The organism is Trichocoleus sp. FACHB-6 (assembly GCF_014695815.1).
Classification (GTDB): Bacteria; Cyanobacteriota; Cyanobacteriia; order Cyanobacteriales; family FACHB-T130; genus Funiculus; species Funiculus sociatus.
Map to the genome: position 1 here is coordinate 1 of NZ_JACJOY010000083.1, position 15,874 is coordinate 15,874.

Annotated in this window: 14 protein-coding genes and 2 pseudogenes; 5 read left to right on the forward strand and 11 right to left on the reverse strand. The window is 45.9% G+C overall.

Annotated features, from left to right (window positions below):
* Nucleotides 1-112 precede the first annotated feature (112 nt).
* Nucleotides 113-1,036: a WD40 repeat domain-containing protein gene (locus H6F66_RS15985; RefSeq protein ID WP_190423054.1), complete on the reverse strand. Its 924-nt coding sequence runs from the start codon at nucleotides 1,034-1,036 to the stop codon at nucleotides 113-115.
* A 16-nt stretch (nucleotides 1,037-1,052) separates the two neighbouring features.
* The gene (locus H6F66_RS15990) at nucleotides 1,053-3,026 is read right to left on the reverse strand and encodes an ATP-binding protein (protein WP_190423056.1); all 1,974 of its coding nucleotides are present in this window, start codon (nucleotides 3,024-3,026) and stop codon (nucleotides 1,053-1,055) included.
* A gap of 154 nt (nucleotides 3,027-3,180) precedes the next feature.
* Between H6F66_RS15990 and H6F66_RS15995 the strand changes: the two genes are divergently transcribed.
* Complete coding sequence (locus H6F66_RS15995) at nucleotides 3,181-3,957, forward strand: DUF1350 family protein (RefSeq protein ID WP_190423058.1); 777 nt, start codon at nucleotides 3,181-3,183, stop codon at nucleotides 3,955-3,957.
* A gap of 232 nt (nucleotides 3,958-4,189) precedes the next feature.
* Here the strand turns inward: H6F66_RS15995 and H6F66_RS16000 are convergent, their stop codons facing one another.
* The 6 genes from H6F66_RS16000 to H6F66_RS16025 all read right to left on the reverse strand — a co-directional run bounded on the left by H6F66_RS16000 (nucleotide 4,190) and on the right by H6F66_RS16025 (nucleotide 7,854).
* Nucleotides 4,190-4,690: a hypothetical protein gene (locus H6F66_RS16000; RefSeq protein ID WP_190447369.1), complete on the reverse strand. Its 501-nt coding sequence runs from the start codon at nucleotides 4,688-4,690 to the stop codon at nucleotides 4,190-4,192.
* Between the two features lie 286 nt (nucleotides 4,691-4,976).
* Nucleotides 4,977-5,441: a hypothetical protein gene (locus tag H6F66_RS16005; RefSeq protein WP_190423062.1), complete on the reverse strand. Its 465-nt coding sequence runs from the start codon at nucleotides 5,439-5,441 to the stop codon at nucleotides 4,977-4,979.
* Between the two features lie 58 nt (nucleotides 5,442-5,499).
* Nucleotides 5,500-6,042, reverse strand: a complete 543-nt coding sequence (locus H6F66_RS16010; RefSeq protein WP_190423064.1) for a Dps family protein — start codon at nucleotides 6,040-6,042, stop codon at nucleotides 5,500-5,502.
* A gap of 131 nt (nucleotides 6,043-6,173) precedes the next feature.
* Nucleotides 6,174-6,848 (reverse strand): helix-turn-helix domain-containing protein, encoded by a 675-nt coding sequence (locus H6F66_RS16015; protein ID WP_190423066.1) that lies wholly within the window; start codon nucleotides 6,846-6,848, stop codon nucleotides 6,174-6,176.
* A gap of 66 nt (nucleotides 6,849-6,914) precedes the next feature.
* Complete coding sequence (dps, locus tag H6F66_RS16020) at nucleotides 6,915-7,466, reverse strand: DNA starvation/stationary phase protection protein Dps (RefSeq protein WP_190423067.1); 552 nt, start codon at nucleotides 7,464-7,466, stop codon at nucleotides 6,915-6,917.
* A 124-nt stretch (nucleotides 7,467-7,590) separates the two neighbouring features.
* The gene (locus H6F66_RS16025) at nucleotides 7,591-7,854 is read right to left on the reverse strand and encodes a sulfiredoxin (protein ID WP_190423083.1); all 264 of its coding nucleotides are present in this window, start codon (nucleotides 7,852-7,854) and stop codon (nucleotides 7,591-7,593) included.
* A gap of 220 nt (nucleotides 7,855-8,074) precedes the next feature.
* Here H6F66_RS16025 and H6F66_RS16030 point away from each other — a divergent pair, with 220 nt between their 5' ends.
* Complete coding sequence (locus H6F66_RS16030) at nucleotides 8,075-9,778, forward strand: SpoIID/LytB domain-containing protein (protein WP_190423069.1); 1,704 nt, start codon at nucleotides 8,075-8,077, stop codon at nucleotides 9,776-9,778.
* Nucleotides 9,779-9,912: 134 nt separating this feature from the next.
* Here H6F66_RS16030 and H6F66_RS16035 read toward each other — a convergent pair whose 3' ends face one another.
* Nucleotides 9,913-10,212, reverse strand: a complete 300-nt coding sequence (locus tag H6F66_RS16035) for a ferredoxin (RefSeq protein ID WP_190423071.1) — start codon at nucleotides 10,210-10,212, stop codon at nucleotides 9,913-9,915.
* Nucleotides 10,213-10,628: 416 nt separating this feature from the next.
* On the opposite strand from H6F66_RS16035, the gene H6F66_RS16040 reads away from it, so the two are divergent.
* Nucleotides 10,629-11,690: a Gfo/Idh/MocA family oxidoreductase gene (locus tag H6F66_RS16040; protein ID WP_190423073.1), complete on the forward strand. Its 1,062-nt coding sequence runs from the start codon at nucleotides 10,629-10,631 to the stop codon at nucleotides 11,688-11,690.
* Between the two features lie 174 nt (nucleotides 11,691-11,864).
* Here H6F66_RS16040 and H6F66_RS16045 read toward each other — a convergent pair whose 3' ends face one another.
* On the reverse strand, nucleotides 11,865-12,818 hold the full coding sequence (locus tag H6F66_RS16045) for a glycosyltransferase family 2 protein (RefSeq protein WP_190423075.1): 954 nt from the start codon (nucleotides 12,816-12,818) through the stop codon (nucleotides 11,865-11,867).
* 266 nt (nucleotides 12,819-13,084) lie between these two features.
* Nucleotides 13,085-14,407, reverse strand: coding sequence for a pentapeptide repeat-containing protein (locus H6F66_RS16050; RefSeq protein ID WP_190423077.1), 1,323 nt, complete (start codon nucleotides 14,405-14,407; stop codon nucleotides 13,085-13,087).
* 645 nt (nucleotides 14,408-15,052) lie between these two features.
* On the opposite strand from H6F66_RS16050, the pseudogene H6F66_RS28440 reads away from it, so the two are divergent.
* Together H6F66_RS28440 and H6F66_RS28445 are read left to right on the forward strand one after the other, a co-directional pair.
* Nucleotides 15,053-15,631 (forward strand): annotated as a pseudogene (locus tag H6F66_RS28440) (IS4 family transposase); the annotation flags it as partial.
* Between the two features lie 83 nt (nucleotides 15,632-15,714).
* Nucleotides 15,715-15,874, forward strand: a pseudogene (locus tag H6F66_RS28445) (IS630 family transposase); the annotation flags it as partial.

Sequence of the window (15,874 nt, forward strand, 5' to 3'; positions counted from 1 at the left end):
TATGCTAATTGTCAAACTAACCGCTTGCCAAGGCAAATAAATAGCCACCGCAAAGTGGAAAATTGAAAGTAGTTTTAGTTTATATATTTACCTTTTCACTACATATTTACCACTACCCAGAAATCAGCCGTTTGCCATCAGGTGTCACTGCCAGAGCATTTACAGACGAGGTATGACCTTTTAGGGTGCAAAGTTCCTCTTTAGTTTCCAAATCCCAGACTTTGAGAAGGGTGTCCCAAGAATCAGAAACACTATCTGAACCAGAAATCAGCCGTTTGCCATCAGGTGTCACTGCCAGAGCATTTACAGACGAGGTATGACGTTTTAGGGTGAAAAGTTCTTCTTTAGTTTCTAAATCCCAGATTTTGAGAGTACCGTCAGCTAAACCAGCAATTACCCATTTACCATCGGGTGTCACTGTCACTTCATATATCTTATCAGTACTCTCTGTAAGAGTTTTGAGTTCTTGCCCAGTCTCAAAATTCCAGACTTTGAGGGTTTTATCTGATGAAGCCGATACCACCTGTTTGCCATTGGGAGTGATAGCGACTGCCGTAACCCTATCGGTGTGACCGATGAGGGTGCGTAGCAACGGCGTATCAGGAGGCATCAAGCTAGATGTTAAAGGACGCAACCAAGGTACAGCTTTCCACTGCTTTGCCTGCTCCAGCATCGCCTGAATCTCTGGCACTTCAAAAGACATCAATCGCCCCAATAATTGCCCTGCCAGTTGCGTCTCGTTCTCATCCAAAACGTGTGCTGACAGTCGAATCGCCCCTTGAATCAATCTTAGAGTCTCCGCTTTCTCCTCAGAAATCAAGACTTGAGGCTCGAAGGCTAAATCGTAATTCTCAATTAGCTCCTGTAACTTGATATCAGGATGAGAAACCTTGGCTTCAATAAAATCAAAATCAGTCAGCAACTCAAACAAACGGTTAGCCTGAGAAGACTGCGCCAGCAGTTGTGGTCTTGTCTGCAACCTGTATAGCCGACTTCCTGCGGGCAGGCGGTTTAACGATTCAGCTAACTTCCCCATTGCCAACCGCCCCTCGCTACATACTATTAGCCATCATTTCAATAATCCCCTGAAGCGTTATCCCCGATCGCTTCACCGTCCTCTCATTCCGCAAAAAGTCCCGGAAGCTGCTGTGATACACGCTGTAGAACGTCTGTCCGTACTTCTCCTCTTCCCGTAAAAACTGCATCCATTCATCGAGTATCGCTTGCACCTTCACGGCTAATCCTCTCTCCTCCTCACTGTCTGCTTCGAGAATGGCAACAATCTCCTCAAACGGGATAGGCACGGGAGATTCCGACAGGATATAGACAATCTTGATTTTAAACAGCGGCTTGGCATTCATACCCATCCGTTCCCAGTGCTTGTAATAGTAGTCTTGCAAGTCACTGGGCAAATCCCGAATCTCTAAATCTGGATATGCGCCTTTCTCAATGTCATCCAACACATAGCGCAGGTACATGAAGTTTCCTTCGCTCTTTTCCACCAGAGTCGAAACGAATTCCTCCTCATCAGCATCCCGACTTTTAACCCACTCTTGTAGGGGCGACACATGTGTCGCCCCTACACCATTGATGCGCTGTCGAATATAAGCCTCTACGTCTTCTTGGTTTCTCGCCGGATACTGCATCAAATCAAAAAGCCGCTTGTCTTTCACCTGCAACGGCAGTTGGTCAGGCGGTAGCGGTCGTTTTGTGACAATAAAGTAGACCCCATCCGGCAAAACTCCAGGCAGGTAGAGGACGTTAGCACCCGGACTCTGGCTACTCAAGTCAACTTCATCCAAGGCATCAACCGCAATTACCAACCGTTCACCCGACTTCAGCGTTCCACTCACTTGATTGAGTAGCTGTGAGAGAAAATTGCTATTGCGCGTGTTTTCTGGTTGGATGTCTTTAGAGTGGGATAGCCCGTAACCTTCAATGAGCTGGATGCAGACACTCCTGAGGAATTGTTCAGCGCTCGTTATCCCTTCATTGCGCTGGTTGAAATAGACAATGCAATCATTCCGCCGCACGAATTCTGCCAGGATGGAACTTTTGCCCATCCCCGGATCGCCTTCGATGATAAAGTAGCCTTTGCGCTGCTGCTGGAATAACTCTTCAATTGCCTCAAAGACAAATTCCCGCCCGACAAATCCCTTCGTCTTATCGTCAATAATCCACCGGAAATCATCCGGAACTGGTAGCTGCCGGACTTGGGAGGCTGCAATTCTTTCCAACACCCGTTTAATCTCCGCTAAGTCAGTCCGAATTCCAGACTCTACCCTCGCCATCACCTGGCAAACCTGTTGCGTTGTTGCCACACTTTTGAGTCGCTTGACAATTTCATCCCCTTGTGAATTCAATGGCTTGAGAGCAGCCGTAATATTGCCCAGCAGCAACAACAGCATCCCAGAAAACGCTTGACCCCCTTTACTCGCGTCATGCTTCAACACTTCCCGCAATGCCTTGGGGAAGGTGGTGTGCAGTTTCTCAGCAACGTGCGCGATCGCATCCTCTGGTAATTGAACCCCAGCCGCACTGCTCAACCACCCCAGAGCGTGTTTCCAGGTTGGTATGTCTAACGCTCTAACTTTGGAAAAATCTGTCGGGTTGGTAGAAAAAATCTCTGGCAACTGCGCTTCGTGAACTCCGGCATAGTCCTTATCGCCTTCCGTAGCTGCCGCAATGGTTTGCCAATAGTTCACGCTTTTCTTCGCCACTCGCTCTAAAGCAGCTTTATGAACTGAGAATTGCTTGTCCTTCGCAACAGAATAGATGACGAGTGCGATCGCCAACCCCACCGCCTGAGTTAGTTCGCGATCGTTGAGAATTTCCTCATTCTCACCTAGCCCCTTCGCAATATCGCCCAAATCATTCGCAAAGATACCACCGGCTACACTCCCCGCCATAGCGAGTGTGCCTGAAAGCAGCGCCGTACCTGTGATAGGGTTACTTGCGGCAAGCGCAGCTGACACCAACGTTCCACCCGCCATAATCGCCCCCATAGCGAGCAGTCGCGGTTTCATCTTTCTTAGAAAATCAATTGGCGGCATACAGAGAACTCAGTCATATTGACCGCTTTATAACATAGGCGCAATTTTTATCACCAGAGCGATCCCTCCCCACCTCCGGCAAGCAAGCTTTAAGATGAAGAAGTATTAATAACGCGAATATCGCTTCATGGACTGGAAAGAAATATCCGGTAATTGGGTGTTAATTCCCCAACATCCTGTAGGAATTGTGCATTTTCTTGGGGGCGCATTTGTGGCGGCTGCACCCCAAGTAACTTATCGTTGGTTACTCGAACAGTTGGCAAAAGAAGGCTATGTGGTAATTGCTACGCCGTTTGTGAATACGCTGGATCATAGCGCGATCGCAGGCAATGTCCGCCTCAGCTTCGATAGCGCCCTGGAACAAATGCGTTCAAAAGGTTTACTCCGACGGCGATATCTCCCAATTTACGGAGTCGGACACAGCATGGGCTGCAAACTGCATTTGCTCATCGGTAGCCTTTTCCCAGTCGAACGGGCTGGAAATATCCTAATTTCCTTCAATAACTACGCCGCACGCGATGCTATCCCATTTGTAGAGCAATTTAATTTTAATAATGCCTTTTCTGTCGAGTTTACCCCTTCGCCCGTCGAAACTAACAATCTCATCGCCCAAAAATACGGCGTTCGCCGCAATTTATTGATTAAATTTACTAACGATAATATTGACCAAACAACTGTCCTGAGCGAGTTGCTGCAAAACCGCTTTCCGGGAATGGTGGCGATGCAGATGCTATCAGGAAGCCATTTGACACCTTTAGGTCAAGATGTCAACTGGAAATCGGGAAAAGAGTTTACAGCCTTTGATGCTGTTGGTCAGTGGGTGAAGCAAGAAATTGTATACCGGGAGCTAAATCTCCTGAAAAAAGAAATTGGACGTTGGCTACAACCTTTCTCGCCAGCTTAACTATTTCTGCCAATTCACTTGATAGCGTTTCTTAGTTGGGCGGAATATATCGCGGTTCTAACGTTCGGTCTACCAAGGTTAGGGACATGGGATTGCCATGTCCCTACAGATGTATCGCACCTAACCCTTGAATTGCTATATTGGCGGTACGGCTGCAATTTTCTGCGATCACCCTAACCCTAAGAATAAATTGGCGCGATCGCCTATGTTGCATCACAAAGAAAAATTAATATCACTGCACCATTGGGGGTAAGCCATCTCCCTTTTCACCCACAAATGTTACCCGGCGGTCTACGCCTACATCAAACTGCCAACTGTTGTAACGGGAGTTGGCTTCACCCCATCTAGATTCAAAAATCACAGTGTAGCCTCCTCTAGACTTACGGGGATTAACAACTGTCGTCAGCGTCATAGGTTGATTGCAATTCTTCATCAGCGCTGGGGGAGGGGGTGCGCCGCAGGTATTGTAACCAGTTTGCACTGAACCGGGTTTATCGGGCCATGCGCCAAGACTGCCGCCGACTGCTAAGGGGCCATAATAAGCATAAATGCGGGGTGGAGATTTTTGCTTATTTGCTGCTTCCTTGGCTAACGCGATCGCAACACTTACAGTAACTCGTCTGTCCATGCGCTTCCAAGTTGGACGTTGCACAATTATCTGCGGATTTGGTTGCAGAGGTAAAACTGGTGTAACTGCGCTGTATAGGCTTAAGAGTAAAGCCGGGAGGATCATACTGTAGGCACTCAGTAGCAGATTGTTCTTTTCTATACGAATGCCAGATATCTACTAAAGTTCCACATCCCCAATGCTTGAATACTGCGTAGGGTGAGCATTGCCCACCCTAGGCATACTTTTGGTATTGGTAATAAAATTATCAATTACCACTAGCCAAATTACTTCATATTAACGGCATCTCACAACTCAAATAGGATTGCTATAGAAATGTAGAATAATAAATTGTGATTTCTTTTATTCAGCGCCAACTAGCCACAAAAGTCCTACTATTTTATCGTTTCTTTCAGCAATGCGGAGGCCCGTCATAGTAGGAAATTAAATTATCCCCTGACTCAAGAATAAACTGAACTTGACGGTCTGTAGCAACATGGAACCACCAATTATGTTTACCGCCCCACTGAGAAACAAAGACTACGTTTTGCCCTCCCACAGGTGAGGAAACTGAGGAATTTTTTCGGCAAAAGATCCTGCCCTTTAATTTTTGAATTAAAGTGACCGACTCATTCTGTTTGTTAGCAGCTTCGCCTTCAAAGGTAATTGTAAAAAGGGTTATCTTAGGGTAGCACTCAAGGGGAATTGGAGTACCGCCTACATACTGTAAACTTAAAATATTTTCCGAACCAGGGGAATCGGGCCATTTTTCAACACACCCAGCCCGATTCTGATAAATTCGTGGTGGAGATGGGAGCAAATTTGCTACTTGTTTAGCTAATCTAATTGCTTCAGTAGGACTCAGTTCTGGCTGCATAAAAAGTTGAGGAGGTAGAACTTAATCTACCTCCTCAGTATCTACTTTTCCCGATGAATTACTTCATATTGACGGGAACTTTCAGACCTTCTGCCGAAAGTCTGCCGTCTGGCTGAATGGATTCACCTTCGATGAAGGAACGCAACATCCAAGCCATTTGCTCATGTTGTTCCATCAAGCCGGTGAGGAAATCAGCTGTACCTTGATCGTGGAAGTCATCACCACACTGATCGATGTGTTCGCGCAGATTGCGGATAACTTGCTCGTGATCTGACACAAGGTTTTCTACCATATGAAAGGCGTTGGGAAGAGTACCCGGATCTTCTTTAAGAGAAGCGTACTTCAGGAAGCCTTCTGCCGTTCCTACGGGATAACCGCCCAAGGCGCGAACTCGCTCAGCGATCGCATCAATGCTTTCCGTCAATGCGGTATAGTGTTCTTCCCACAGTTGGTGCAGGGAGCGGAACTGAGGCCCGACAACATCCCAATGGTATTTTTTGGTTTTGATCAATAGCAGGTAAGCATCCGACAGATCCTTATTTAATAAATCCGTCACGCCTTGACGCTGCTCTTCTGTTAAACCTATGTTTAAAGGACGCATAATTGTTGTGTTCTCCAGAGATAGTCACTCTTATCAGTGCAACAAATCTATACAGGAGATTCATCAGCCAAACGGGAGATTCATAGAGCGCTTGGTGTTGCGTGGTTTTGAGTGTAGTCAGCTTAGTAGGCTCATGCTTTAGAAATAGCACTGACTTTGGCGCGGTGCAGAAGTTTCTCTCCTTGGCGGTAGCCGATGTTACGTACTTTCACCATTTCCCCTGGTTGGGCGGTTCCTTCGATAAGTTGATGTAGCTTTTGGTCGTAAGGTAATTCTGCACCGACAGATGCAATCGCTTCCACTCCCCACGCAGCCAGCAGCTTTTCCACCGGACGTACCAAAGGCAGTAATTGCACCGCCGCCATCTGAGGATTTTCCTTGGCTTTATTAGCAGCTGTAGGCCAATATACTAAAAAAGATTCCAAAATTTGCAGGCTTGAGTGTTGAAATTCCAGTAGCAAAGTCTCCCGCTGCTGCTCCATCTGCGCCAAAAGAACTTGGTACTCCTGCTTCAGCACTTCCTCTACCTTTGGCGCATTCCCAGTCCCCAGCCCCCAGTCCCCAGTCCCCAGCCCCTTCATTTTCCCAAAAATTGTCAGTAACTCGCTTACCGACACTTGCAGCACTTGACTAATCTTGAAGAGTGTTTCTACCCGCATCTGGGACACTTCTCCCAACCGCAGATGCTTCACCTGTCGTTCAGAAACACCAGCTTCTCGACTCAAAGCTTTAAAACTAGAAATACCCACCTGCTGCATTAAGTCCTGCAACAGCTGGGTGTAATTTTGCTGCGAAGATTGGCTCATCTGAGTCTAAGAATGAAGAATCCCCTGTGCTTTAGCCAGGGGAGTGTCAAAAAAGTGAATTTGGCGTTAGTTGCTGGCTACTACTTCTTTTAAAGCAGCAGTAGAAGTTACTGCTGAAGCTTGTAGATGTGCTTCTAAGAACCACAACCGCTTATCAATTACGCGAGAAACTTCCGTGTAAAGGTCAGCAGTATCAGCATCACCCAACTCAGCTGAAGCATCAATGTTTTGGCGCAGGGATTTGGCGTATGGTGCAAAGCGGTCTGACAAAGCTGTGATATGGTCTTTGCCGTCGAGAATATCAAAAGGATACTCTGGCAGCATGGACACATTCGCCGCCGTGCGAACTGTCCCCATTGCTAACCCTCCCAAGGCTGTCACCCTTTCGGCAAACAAATCGATGAATTCTTCTAACTCAGTGGCGAGTTCATCAAAAAGTAAGTGCAACTGGTAAAAATCCATACCTTTGACATTCCAGTGCGCTTGTTTCACCTGAGTTTTTAGGTCGAGGGTGGTTGCCACGGTTTGGTTAAGAAGCTCAATCAGTTTAGACCGAGTTTCTGGGGCAATGTCAATGCTGGTTGGGTAGAGACGTGAAGAATTATTCTTGCTAGTCATTATGTCTCGATCCTTGTAGTGAAAATATAAAAAAGCGCACCTGACGGCGTGTGTAGATTATATTCGCGGTTCATAATTCATGGAAGCTTGTAGTGCTACTCTTGAACAATGAACGTTTTCATGCTCAGGCTAGGTGCATACTCAGAACAGAACGCGGTGCGCGGCGGATGCGGCAACGAATGGTTTCTTGACCTAAACGCTGAATCGCCTCAAATCTATGACAACCTGAAAAACCATAGTATTCTCCATCCACTTCCAGCACGTCGATGGGTTCTTGCTGACCGATTAGTTGAATCGATTGCATCAAAGTTGCCACTTTAGCTGGGTCAGTTTGTCGTGGCAGAGGACGGTGAATTTTTCGCAGGGGTATCTCTTGAACCCTTACCATAGGACGAGTCGCTGTCTCCATCTAGGTTCCTTCCTTCTAAATCATACTCATTATGACTTCGTTTTGCAACCAGCCATTGTGAATCAAGCTGAAGATTCTCGCTCATCCCCTTCGCATTTGTGCCTTGCTTCTAGCACAATAGATGGAGCAACTAGCTACCTAGTTTGAAACTGAATATAGAGTTACATCTATCAAAAAGTCTTCTATCCTCAGATAGTTCATGCAAAAAAAGGGTTACACCTTGAGACAGATTTTGGTAAAGACCAAGCCGAACCATCGGAAATTTATTCGTCCGGCTGGGGCGGAAAATCGGTTGAGCCACTGGTCTAGCACCGTCCTAACGGTGTTTTGTCTGGTAGGACTCATGGCGGCGTCAGGAGCGCCGCCAGCTAAATCAGATGTAGAACTGAAAGTAGGTGTAGTGCAGCGGTTTGGTGAGGAACCGACTGATGAAATGACGTTAGCTGCAACAACAGGCGATCGCTTAACTGTGCGTTTTGATGCAGGCGATCGCCAACAAACCCTGCAAGCAAGCAATGTCAAGCTGCAAGTGACAATGCAACCGCTACCCGATCCAGTGCTAGAGGAAAGGCTTGTTTTGGGAAGCTACCGCAGCTTTGAGACAGCGGAATACAGTGCCAACCAGTGGAAAGCAAAGGGAATTGAAGTTGAAGTGGCGCAGCCGGAACGCTGGCAGGTTTGGGCAAAACGAGATGTTTACAAAACGCCTTTAGTGCGCCGCTGGCTGTTGCAGAGTCTCAAAACTCAAGGCAATCAAGCTGCCTTTTTGAATACGCAAATTGTGCAACAGGTGCCAAAAACGTCTTTAGTCGTGAATGGCGTTAAGTACAGTCGCGACAAAATGGAGATTACGGCGGCCAAAAACCTGATCCAGGTTCAAAAAGGTAAAAACGCCAAAAATAGTTTTCTCTACGCGGGCCCCTTGCAACTGCAACCAAATGCCTACGGCACCTACACCCTAGTAAACCAGGTACCCCTAGAAACTTATCTGCGGGGTGTGGTACCGCACGAACTTGATGCTGGTGCGCCGTATGCGGCGGCTGAAGCGCAGGCGATTATAGCTCGAACTTACGCTTTGCGGAACTTGCGCCGATTTACGGTGGATGGGTATGAATTGTGTGCCGATACTCACTGCCAAGTTTATAAAGGTCTAACTGGCACAGTGCCAACTACCGACAAAGCGATCGCAGCTACCAAAGGCAAAGTGCTAACTTACCAGAATGAACTGGTGGATGCCCTTTATTCGAGTACCACTGGCGGCGTTACTGCTCATTTTAGCGATGTTTGGAATGGCTCAGATCGCCCCTATCTCCAAATTGTAGTAGATTCAGCGAACTCTGTTTGGAACTTGTCGCAGTTTCCTTTGGCTTCTGAGCAAAACATCCGGCGGTTCATTAACCTAAAACAAGGATTTAATGAAACTGGCGCGAATTGGTTTCGTTGGAGTCGGTCTAGCACTATTGTCCAGATTACCCAGGATTTAAAGCGTTATCTCCAGAGAACAAAGACTCCTTTTGTCCCGTTTAACACAATTAAGCAGTTACGGGTGGTGGAGCGAAGCCCTTCAGGACGTATTCTCAAATTAGCGGTGCAAACTGACACAGGTGTGATTGAAATCCACAAAGATGATGTCCGCAGCGCCTTTATGGCACCCCGCAGCACTCTGTTCTACCTGCAACCTATTTATGGTGCCGACAAAAGCGTAAAAGGTTATGCCTTTGTTGGCGGTGGACTAGGGCATGCCGTAGGGATGAGTCAAACAGGCGCATTCAATCTGGCTAAAGTAGGCTGGTCAAGTCAACAGATTCTCAACTTCTACTATCCAGGGGCGCAAATTCAACCTCTCAACGAGTCAATTACCTTTTGGCAGGATAGATCCCAACAAACCCAGCCCAATTCCTGAAAAAAATTTAGGAGGGACACTCGTTATGGTGTCCCTCCTAAAACAATGAATTGTCAGTAGTCAGTTGTCAGTAGACATTTGAAGGTTCAAACCTTCCAATTTTGCAACTCTTAACAGACCATTGACTCATCTTATTAATACAGTTCTTCTTCTTGATGGGTCATGATGGTGCAATCAGACTTGGGATAAGCCACGCAAGTCAGGACGTAGCCAGCTTCAATCTGATCGTCATCCAAGAAAGATTGGTCAGACTGATCGACTTCACCCGCAGTTATCTTGCCAGCGCAGGTAGAGCAAGCACCAGCCCGACAGGAGTAAGGCAAGTCAATGCCTTGCTCTTCGGCAGCGTCGAGAATATAGGTATCGTCGCTTACATCAATTGTGGTATCCAGACCTTCAGCTTCGTTGATTAATGTAACCTTATAGGTTGCCATGCAGCGTTCCTCTCACTTAGTCGAAATGGCACTAGAAATTTGTAGAGCGACCCTTCCAGCTCACTTCGCTCATGCAAAGGTCTGCTTGCTGGGTTCACTTCCTTTCTGATACTACGGGAAAAATCAGAATCTTTTACACCAAATCAATAAATAGTGTGAATGGTATTCGTAATAAACTTTTTCGGTTCCATCCTAATTACTTATATTTATCAGTGTTATGCTACACCAGTGATACTATGTTCAGTTAACACTTTATCCTGAATATCCAAATATATTTTTAGGGTGAATAGATTAGAGGGGATTATATATGGAATTAATAATAACAATTAATAGTTACATAAAAGGCAGTTATGAAGAAGTCAAATAATAGTGATTTGGGAATATTTTACTGTATTAGCGATCGCGCCTAATTGACAATGGCAACATCAGTCTCTCATCCTGTTTGGTCTAGTAAGCTCCCGATACGTGTGGCGCTGGTGGGAACCGGATTTGCTGCTAAACTACGGGCGCAAACGTTGCAATCTGAAGAACGCGCCCATCTGGTAGCAGTTGCTGGGCATACGCCAGAACAAACAGAGGAATTCAGTCAAACTTACTCTTGCCTTGCCATCTCATCTTGGGAAGAGTTAGTTTGTCGTGAAGATGTGGATATGGTGATAATCTGCACCGTGAATCAAAATCATGGTGCGATCGCGCTTACAGCACTTAACGCAGGTAAACACGTAGTCGTCGAGTATCCCCTCGCCTTAGAAGTTGACGTTGCAGAAGAAGCGATCGCCTCTTCAAAAGAAAAAAACCAACTCCTGCACGTCGAACATATAGAACTACTCGGCGGATTGCATCAAGCACTGCGACAAACCTTACCTCAAATTGGAGAAGTTTTTTACGCCCGTTACAGCACCATCAATCCCCAACGTCCAGCACCCCAACGCTGGACATATCACCCAGAACTATTTGGCTTTCCCTTTAGTGGCGCACTTTCCCGCATCCACCGTTTGACAGATTTGTTTGGCACCGTAGCCACTGTCAGCTGTCAAGCCAGATTTTGGGGCGAATTGGAAACTAGGGAAGAGGGATTAGAAATTAGGAAATCCTTCCAATTCTCCAGTCAAGAGCCCCCATTCTACAAATCCTGTCTTTGCACAGCCCAGCTAAAGTTTACCAGCGGCGTTGTTGCAGAGGTAGTTTATGGAAAAGGGGAAAATCTCTGGCAACCATCACGAAGTTTTGAGGTTCACGGCGAACAGGGAGGATTAATGTTTGATGGAGATGAAGGGAAGCTGATAAAGGACGATGAAACAACGCCAATTGAAGTGGGAGGACGACGGGGTTTATTTGCTAAAGATACTGGCATGGTTTTAGATTATCTAATTGAAGGCACCCCCCTATATGTAACCCCAGAAGCTAGTTTATATGCCCTCAAAGTTGCGGATGCTGCCCGTCGTTCAGCAGAAACTGGGCAGACAGTTTTAGTTTAAACCCACACTCCGCAGATTAGCTATAAACCAGTAATGTAGGTTGGGTTGAGAAACCTCACCCAACATTGACATGGGTTTCGCTGACACTCTACCCATCCTACAAATAATTAGCTCCATCTACTTATCAACACTGGAATTGATTTAAAATATTTGCCTTTTAAAAGCTTCCACTTGCTACTTCCGACTCGCTACATTATGAAAACCACCTACTTCGGAAAGAGTGTAAAGCGGTCTGCCTTTAACTTCTTCGTAAATTCGTCCAATGTATTCCCCTAGAATGCCGATACTTACCAGCTGTACAGCACCTAAAAAGAAAATAGCAACCAGAATAATCGTGAACCCAGTTAAAGGCGATTGGGGGACGAAAATCCGCCAATAAATAACTAGCAAACCCATGAAAATTGCGGCAACAGCGGCGAGTAAGCCTACATAGGTGGAAATTCGCAACGGTACTTTAGAAAAGGACACTAAACCATTTATTGCCAAAGACAAAGATTTGCTGAAGGTGTACTTTACTTCACCAGCGAAACGAGGATGACGCTGAAAGTATACAGCTGTTTGTTGGAAGCCAATCCAAGAGCGCATTCCTCGAATGTAGCGATCGCGTTCTGGCATAGAATTAAGTACATCCACTACTTGCCTATCCATCAAACAAAAATCCCCCGTGTCCGTGGGAATGTCTACATCAGCTAACTGCTTGAGAAGGCGATAAAAGATGTAAGCTGTAAAGCGTTTAAACCAGCTTTCTTTCTGGCGTTGGGTACGCTTAGCATAAACCACATGATAGCCTTGTCGCCACTTTTCCACCATGTCAGGAATTAACTCTGGCGGATCTTGTAAGTCAGCATCAAGGATAACTATTACTTCACCCCGGACATAATTTAAACCAGCTGTTACGGCGATTTGGTGTCCAAAGTTACGTGCCAAGCTGAGATAGCAAACTCGCGGATCTCTTTCATGCAAATCTCGCAGCAGTTCTAAAGACCGATCTTTACTACCATCGTTGACTAGAATTAGCTCCGCCTGGTCATCCAACCGCTCCATTAACTCACTTATTCGTCGATACAGTTCCGGCAGAGTGTTTTCTTCGTTGTACACCGGAATTACCAAAGAATACTTTGGTTTCATTGATTATTAGGCATCTCGCCTTTTGACAGAAACAACTCTTAAAATTTTCTCAGAAAAAAGAACTTTTTTCTGGTATTATAGGTTTCATTAATTAAAAATAATATGTTTTTTTTAATAATGGAAATATTAGCTATAGAGATTAACCCATAGATTTCCATGATTAAAGTATACGTCAATAGGTAGAAAAAGTATAGTAAAAGTTGCTACAAAAAAACATTTTTTTAACCTTCAAATGAAAAGAAAAAGAGAAGATTTTTTTTCCATTTTTAGATACTAGCCTCTAATTTATTGGGAATACCTTCACAACCGCCCGGAATTGTGGATCTAGTTTCCTCGCCTCCCCAAGCACAACAGTATTGACGCTGTTCTTCCGAGAGTTGCTGTACACCTGTGAAATCAGCATTTTCTACGACAGCGCCAGTAAAAATGCCAGTTCTGTAATTAGGGTAGGGGGGTTGAGTGTGACTGCGCGGGGTGGCGGTCTCCACTGATCCGTAAAACAAGCGGGTAGCTTTAAAGTCAGCACCAGCAAGATTAGCTCCGTACAAAATAGCACGAGACAGGTTAGCTTTGACTAAATCGCAGTTGCTTAAATTGGCACCGATGAGATTAGCTTCGCTTAAGTCGGTGCGGCGCAGATCTGTATTAGACAAATCTGCCTTAGCCAACATCACGCCCAAATCGATGACACGCACACCGTTGACGCGATCTTCAGCATAACCTCCAGCACCATCAAAAATGGCTCTTCCTAAGCGGCGATCGCGTTCTAGGGGAGTAAGCAATTTCGAGGTTGACAAGAAACGGAGAATTTTCGATTTCCCACTAGAGTCTACACTGCTAAGAATAGCGGCGGTGCGTCCTTCAGCGAGTAACCGCTCTTGAGGCCAATCTTCTAGAAGCCCTTCTTCATCTAATACTAAGTCAGAGATCCCCTGAAAATAAGTATCAATTGTTTGCTGCTGGGTAATAATATTTTGCTGAGCAGTGAGTTCGTTTTGCTTAATCGTCAAATCTCTGGAAATAATATATTGTCGCCACGCTACATATACAGCTAAAACGGCAATGAAAATTTGCCCGACAGCACCAGTCCATTCTGCCAGAGATCCAATTTCGTCCCATTTTTGCTGGTTCGCCCATTCATTAATGCGTTGGTTGATACCAGTAAACTTGAGTAAAGCGAAAATCGATACTATTACTCCCACAACAGCTACTATGATTGAGCGCTGTTTTGCTGGCACCAACTCATCCAGCAGTGGTTGGGAACCAATCCACAGCACGCGCAGGGAAATCAACCCGCCGACAAGCGCCCCCGATATACCGATCCAGAAATTATTGATAGATAACCCAACGACAACCAGAGCGATCGCCATCAAGATAATTGGCGATACTAGGGGAATAGAGGGAGTTTGTTTGTTGAGTAGAAGACTTCGCGGCATTTTAGCCAATTGTTGCTCATATTGAGTTTGCGCCTCAGCGGAGGGCGATCGCATCTGAGGAAGTTGGTTGTTTTCAGGGGAAATTTTCCCATTCGGACTATCGGGGGCGTTTGTCGGTAAGTTTGACTGGCGAGGATCTGGCGGTGTCGTCATGTGTCGATTTAATTAGCCTAAGATAACCCATGCTTTATATTAGCGAAGAACCTCTCCCCAACCTATCCCCGCAACGGAAAGGGGCTTAACAGATAGATAGTTTTTATCTACCTTCCCAAAACAAAAGTAGGGGCATGGCAATGCCCATTGGTGTCAACTTAAAGAACGTTACCTTGGAAGATTAACAGTGGTGTAAAGAAAAAAGGAAGGCGCTAGCCACCTGCAAGGTCAGAACATACGAAGGAGGGGCTAGGCAACACGAAGAGTGTGTGTGAATACAAAAGTTACTCGCCTTCCTAGTAAAGTGAGTTGAGTTTATGCCAGATGATGTCTTGGGGTTAGCAGGAGTAATCAAAGGCGGTATATAGGTAAAAATTGCAATAGAGCTGCCCCCACCAGTTTCCAATGCGTGAACCTTCTAGGTAGGGGCTGTCTATGTGATCAGCTAACCAGAGGTAGGTACCTGGCATCCATAGCTTGACATCACCTGGCGGCGGGTTGCTCTCCAGCATTGCCCGTTATTCCCATACTAGAGTTTTCCCGGCTCAACAGTTGACATCATCTGGCATAAACTCACGCTTGCCTGTAGTCTTGCTACGGAAAAGTTTAAAACTAGATATTTGAGCCTTTAGGGAAAGCATCTTTATGAGTCAAAAGCGTCCCTCCACCTGGGGCAACCCGGCTCATCGCCGTCAAACCCAGCTTCCAGCCCTTCCAATTGCACAAATTGAACAACAGTTGTTCTCCCTGCTCAATCCTGGCAGCTTTAAGCCTCTGCGTCTTGCTCAAGGGGAGAAGAAACTGCGCGACCGTCTGCTCACCTTACCCGTAATGATGGCAGTTGTAGTCAGTCTGGTCTATCGTCAAATTCCCGGCTGAAGCGAAATCCTGAGGGTGTTAGAGTCTGAGGGCTTGCTGTGGGTTGAACCCCTGAGCGTGTCGAAGCAAGCTATCTCGAAGCGACTGAGAACTTTACCTGCTTGTCTATTTGCTCAGGTGTTTGAGCAAGTTATGCAAAGGATGCAGTCAAAAAAAACGGGATTGCCCACACCACAAGGATGGGAATTAGTACAGCAAAACTTCACTGCCCTTGGGATTGCTGATGGTTCAACCTTGGAAGCCCTCAGGCGTAAACTCAAAGTCCTCAAAGAGCAGACCACTGCCCTGGGTGGCAAGATGATGATGGTGGTGGAGGCTTTTAATCATCACCCCGTAGCAACTTGGTAAGTAGTTGGACAGAATTAGTTACACAAATAAGTAATAAAATACATTAAGATTAAGAAGTTATGTATTAATTCATGTTAAAGATGATATTCCTTCGAGAAGTAAATTCCCTTTCAGCTAAATTAGTGGAGCGAATTTATCACCAAAGCCGACATCATCAGGTGCGTCAAAGAGCGCATTGTATAATTTTAGCCAATCAAGGGGTAAAAGTTGAAGAACTAACAAAGGTTTTCCAAGTTAGCC